The 5,369-nt window shown below is 39.4% G+C and carries 8 protein-coding genes; 7 read left to right on the top strand and 1 reads right to left on the bottom strand.

Features of this window, described 5'->3' with window-relative positions; all coding sequences use genetic code 11:
* Together ACKI5G_RS05475 and ACKI5G_RS05480 are read left to right on the top strand one after the other, a co-directional pair.
* A partial coding sequence (locus tag ACKI5G_RS05475; protein WP_407398380.1) for a carboxyl transferase domain-containing protein occupies window positions 1–488 on the top strand: 488 nt, incomplete at its 5' end.
* 36 nt (window positions 489–524) lie between these two features.
* Window positions 525–914 (top strand): biotin/lipoyl-containing protein, encoded by a 390-nt coding sequence (locus tag ACKI5G_RS05480; RefSeq protein WP_407398382.1) that lies wholly within the window; start codon window positions 525–527, stop codon window positions 912–914.
* A 400-nt stretch (window positions 915–1,314) separates the two neighbouring features.
* Here ACKI5G_RS05480 and ACKI5G_RS05485 read toward each other — a convergent pair whose 3' ends face one another.
* On the bottom strand, window positions 1,315–1,509 hold the full coding sequence (locus ACKI5G_RS05485) for a ribbon-helix-helix protein, CopG family (protein WP_039209687.1): 195 nt from the start codon (window positions 1,507–1,509) through the stop codon (window positions 1,315–1,317).
* 277 nt (window positions 1,510–1,786) lie between these two features.
* Between ACKI5G_RS05485 and ACKI5G_RS05490 the strand changes: the two genes are divergently transcribed.
* The 5 genes from ACKI5G_RS05490 to ACKI5G_RS05510 form a co-directional block, all read left to right on the top strand.
* Window positions 1,787–2,467, top strand: a complete 681-nt coding sequence (locus ACKI5G_RS05490; RefSeq protein WP_407398385.1) for an N-acetylneuraminate synthase family protein — start codon at window positions 1,787–1,789, stop codon at window positions 2,465–2,467.
* Window positions 2,397–2,651, top strand: a complete 255-nt coding sequence (locus tag ACKI5G_RS05495; protein WP_407398387.1) for an SDR family oxidoreductase — start codon at window positions 2,397–2,399, stop codon at window positions 2,649–2,651. Before ACKI5G_RS05490 ends, ACKI5G_RS05495 begins: the two co-directional genes overlap by 71 nt.
* A gap of 75 nt (window positions 2,652–2,726) precedes the next feature.
* Window positions 2,727–3,689 carry a 3-oxoacyl-ACP synthase III family protein gene (locus tag ACKI5G_RS05500; protein WP_407398389.1) on the top strand — a complete coding sequence of 321 codons (963 nt, stop codon included), beginning with the start codon at window positions 2,727–2,729 and terminating at the stop codon, window positions 3,687–3,689.
* Between the two features lie 149 nt (window positions 3,690–3,838).
* A complete protein-coding gene (locus ACKI5G_RS05505; protein ID WP_407398391.1) occupies window positions 3,839–5,044 on the top strand; it encodes an ATP-binding protein in 1,206 nt (401 codons plus the stop codon).
* Window positions 5,045–5,130: 86 nt separating this feature from the next.
* Window positions 5,131–5,369: nitronate monooxygenase (locus tag ACKI5G_RS05510; protein WP_407398393.1), on the top strand; the 239-nt coding region annotated here is incomplete at its 3' end.

The following is a 5,369-nucleotide window of genomic DNA, read 5'->3' on the forward strand; positions in this document are numbered from 1 at the left end:
TCTGTGATGCCTTCAATATCCCGCTCGTCAACCTCGTCGATGTACCGGGCTTCCTGCCAGGTGTCGATCAGGAGCACAACGGTATCATCCGTCATGGCGCGAAGATGCTCTATGCATACAGCGAGGCTACGGTTCCTAAGGTCACGGTCATCACGCGTAAGGCCTATGGCGGTTCCTACATCGCTATGTGCTGCCGCGAGCTGGGCGCAGACCAGGTTATGGCTTGGCCTACCTCCGAAATCGCAGTTATGGGTCCTGCAGGTGCTGCTAACATTATCTTTAAGCGTGATGAGCCAGATGTTAAGGCTCAGCACACCCAGGATTATGTTGATGAGTTCGCAACTCCTTACAAGGCTGCTGAGCGCGGTTATGCTGATATGGTTATTGAGCCTATCGAGACCCGTCCTCGTATCATCACTGCACTGAATGCTTGCGCTTGCAAGCGTGAGGCTATGCCTGCCAAGAAGCACGGCAACATTCCACTTTAATTTAGAAGAAATACTTATATTTGGAGGAAAGAATAAATGAAAAAGTTCAATATCAAAGTTAATGGTACCGCTTATGAGGTTGAGGTTGAGGAAGTAAAGGGCGCAGCTCCTGCAAAGGCTGCTGCTCCTAAGGCTGCACCTGCTGCTCCTAAGGCTGCTCCTGCTGCTGCTCCTGCTCCAGCTAAGAAGGCTGCTGTAGCTGCTGGCGCTGGTGAGACTGCTGTAGCAGCTCCAATGCCTGGTAAGGTCCTGAAGGTTGTTGCTGGCGAAGGCACTGCTGTTAAGTCCGGTGACACTGTAATCATCCTCGAGGCTATGAAGATGCAGAACGAGATTCCAGCTCCTTGCGATGGTACTGTTAAGGCTGTTAACGTATCCGAGGGCTCCACTGTTGCTGCAGGCGAGGCTATGGTTATCATCGGCTAATATATTTCTATAGCTTGCCTTCCCCTATGCGTAAGGTGTCAACGCAGTTGACGGATGAGGTGTAAATCATATTAAATAATAAAGGGATGCTTCCAATGGAGGCATCTCTTTTTATTTTACAGAAACATTTGCGGGGCCTGGCATGGAGTGTTCCATTCATTCGCGCCGCTAGTGTCACATCACAAAATTATCTGCTTCGTTAGAATATTGACGGGCTTCGCAGCCGTCAGTCATATCATATATGCTCTTATAAATGTCGTATTGATGTGACATTTATAGCTTTGCTTATTCATGGAATCGCTCCATGCCACCCGCTAAATATAAGTAAACTAGCCAGCCCCGAACTTGTGTAAAGGGCTGGCTAGTTTTTTTAATAAGGTTGACAATCTAAGACGCCGCCTTAACGGTCATTTACTACTTCGCTGTGTTCAAGTGCGAACTCTAACAACATTCCTATCAGTTCGTTGCGTGTACGTCCTGTATCGTCTGCAAGTGCATTTACTTGGTCTAAAAGCTCCGTTTTTAATCTTACCGAGAACACACGGTAACCGTCATCACCGCGCATTTTCTTCGTGATGAGCAGCTTACTACTCATGTTCATCACCTCTTTAGAATATTCTATACTGAAAAACATGATATATAAATGTTTCTGCATATGTTATAAAAACATATTTTATATATATTAAAAAATAAACATGAAAATATATTTAAAACCAAATAAGTGATTTTTAAATATAGAGTAACTATTATGTTATAAAATATGTTACAATATGTAATGTGTGGTGTGATGGTGTAGAACAGAGTATGGAAAACAATGTAGATTAATCAGATTTAAATACAATTAGTATTATTGGGTGGTAACAGGTGAAAATATGAAGCAGGTATTGATAATAGCCGAGGCAGGTGTCAATCATAATGGCAGTGTTGACTTAGCAATTAGGCTAGTTGAAGAGGCTGCTAAAGCAGGAGCAGATGTAGTTAAGTTTCAAACTGGATTAACTGAAAAATTGATTAGTAAATATGCACAGAAGGCAGATTACCAGAAAAAGACTACTGGTGAAATGGAATCACAACTTGAAATGTGCAAAAAATTGGAATTTACATGGGATGATCATGCAAGGGTTATAAAGGCTTGTAGGGATAACAATATTGAGTTTTTATCAACACCGTTTGATATTGAAAGTCTTCACTTTCTGACGAAAAAATGTGGTGTTGATACCATAAAAATACCTTCTGGGGAAATTACTAATGCTAAACTTTTGTTCGAAGCAGGAAGAACGGGAAAGGATGTTATTCTTTCGACAGGAATGAGTCTATTAGGAGAAGTTGAGCAAGCATTAGCAATATTAGCATATTCATTTATCAATGATGTTGCACCGAAATCATTTAATCAATGTTATGACTCATATAGCTCTAAAGTTGGTCAATTGGCGTTAATGGAGCATGCAGGGTGCAGTTCGTTCTATTGCCAAAGAAATTTATATGAGAGGAAACCGCATAAATACGTTAAGTCCTGGCTGGGTCAATACAGAGTTAACAAGAAAAGAAGATGAAAGATCTCTGGTGAATAAGAAATTTTATGAATGGCATTTATTGGGAATAGGTGAACCAGAAGATGTGACAGGTACGGTACTATTTCTGTTAAGTGATCGCGCTCGTTGGATTACTGGCACAAATGTTGTGGTGGATGGTGGCTATCTCCTTGGGGGTATAATTGACCATTATAAAAAGCTGTAATGACGACAATTATCGATTGTCTAAATGTGTGAGGGGATAATCATTGAAAGCATTTATTGAAAGATTACTTATTATTTGCCAGAAAAGGTTGAGGCAAATATAAATGAACGTCTGCGGGTCAAGACAGGTATAGAATACCGTCATGTTGTTGGTGAAAATGAAACATCCTCGGATATGGCGGTTAAGGCCGCTAAAAAATTATTGGCAGGTGTATCTAAAGAAAAAATAGATTACTTGTTGTTTTGCAGTCAGTCACCAGATTATTATTTGCCAACTACTGCCTGCATTATTCAGGATAGACTGGGATTATCCAATAATTGTGGTGCTTTGGATTACAATCATGGATGTACAGGATATATTTATGGGCTTGGATTGGCTAAAGGACTTATCAAATCAGGGCAGGCACGAAATGTATTGTTATTGACAGCAGAGACCTATAGTAAGTACATTAATCCAGAAGATCATGCAGTATTGCCTTTATTTGGTGATGCAGCAACTGCTACATTGGTAGTAGGTAAAGAAAGTGATTCAGAGGGATTATATGGCTTTAAGTATGGTACTGATGGAAGCGGCTATAATAACCTTATTGTCCCGGTTGGCGGAGCAAGGCACCCTTATCAGACCACTGAAATTGAAAATGTTACCGATAGATATGATAATAAGAGGACAAATCGTAATCTCTTTATGGATGGCGGGGCGATTATGGATTTTGCTCTTGATGTTGTACCGCCCTGTCTGAATGAGATATTGTCAGCTAATAATTTGGACAGAACAGACATTGATTATTATGTTTTTCATCAGGCCAATAACTTTATGCTGAAAAGTTTGCAAAAAATATGCAAGTTAAAGAAGTTACCATATTGGAATGATGTGCAGGAATATGGCAATACTGTTTCAAATTCCATCCCTATTGCATTGGCTGATATGATGCAAAAAAATGCTCCTGATAAGCTGCACAAAGTTTTGTTGATGGGCTTTGGTGTAGGTCTATCATGGGGCGGTTGTATCGTCGATTTAACAGAAATTTCAACAATATAGTATTTGATAGAGATGCTTCTTTTTGAGAGGCATCTTTTTTAATAATGTATTTAAAAAATAGAATAGTATACCAAGTTTTTAAATATAATATTTAAAAACTTGAAAAGAAAATGTAGTTTTTATATACTAATCTAAAAGGGGGGCTGTGAATGATACAACGAAGCTTTTATCTTAACCAATTAAATAGCTGGAAAAATCACGATGTAATAAAGGTGGTAACAGGGATTAGGCGTTGTGGTAAGTCCACGTTGCTTAAGTTATTCAGAGATGAACTTCTGCATACAGGCACTCCGGCTGAAAATATCATATCGCTTAACATGGAGGATGTTGAAGGGATTGATATAGAGAACTTTAGGCAGCTGCTTCAATATTTTGTAGATAGATTGCAGCCTACAGGTATGAACTACATTTTTATAGATGAAGTTCAGCAGGTAGACGGATTTGAAAGGGCAGTAGATGCACTATTTGTGAAGGAAAATTGTGATGTCTACATTACAGGTTCAAATTCAAAGCTGTTGTCAGGAGAATTGGCAACTTTATTATCTGGACGTTATGTAGAAATAAAAATGCATCCTTTATCTTTTGTAGAGTATGCTTCAGCTTTTCCAGATCAAAATCCAGAGCGATTATACAGAGATTATATTGACAAAGGTTCATTTCCCTATGTGTCCAATCTTTCTGATGATATATACGTAAAACAGTATTTAAGTGGAATATATGATACGGTCATTTTAAAGGATATTGTAGCCAGGAGGAAATTGCCTGATCAGCAGTTGTTGAAGAAGATTACCCGGTTCCTTTTTGATAATATCGGCAATCCTGTTTCTGTAAAAAAAATAGCTGACACATTAACTTCCATGAATGCTAAGACAAGTGTTCCTACAGTTGAAAAGTATCTAAGCTCACTTTGCGATACATATATGTTTTATCGGGCGGATAGGTATGATGTAAAGGGAAAAGAATATTTAAAAACTGGTGGGAAGTATTACGCCGCTGATATAGGACTGCGCAAGACTGTTTTAGGTAATAAACCGGCAGACTTGGGGCGTGTATTGGAAAACGTGATTTTTCTGGAATTGCTGCGACGTTGGGGAGAAGTATACGTCGGTAAAGTAGATAATTTAGAGGTTGATTTTGTTGCTGTGCAAAACGGAGAGCCATGTTATTATCAGGTGGCATATACGGTTATAGATGATGATGGCTCTATATTAAAACGCGAGCTGGCTCCATTAAAGAGAATAAAGGATTACAATAAACGGTTTTTAATTACTATGGATTTGGCACCAAAGATGTCCCATGACGGTATAACCCAGATTTATGCGCTGGATTGGTTGATGTCCGGCAGATCGGAATAGAGGATTAATACAAATAAAGAGGAATATTATATTATATGTAGAATTATAAAGAAGTATAATGTTTAAAAAAGTGGAGGTAAAATAGCATGGCAAAGAGTATTTGTGAGGTTTTGGGGATTAAGTATCCAATTATTCAGGGGGGGATGGCCTGGATTTCTGACGCCAAGATGGCTGCGGCTGTATCAAATGCCGGGGGAGCTGGTATTATATCCTGTGGCGGACGTACCACTGATTATGTTCGTGATGAAATTCGTAAGGCCAAGACTTTAACAGATAAGCCTTTTGGTGTGAACATAATGTTGATGGCCCCAAATAAGGACGAAAT

Source organism: Anaerovibrio sp., assembly GCF_045637405.1.
Classification (GTDB): domain Bacteria; phylum Bacillota; class Negativicutes; order Selenomonadales; family Selenomonadaceae; genus Anaerovibrio.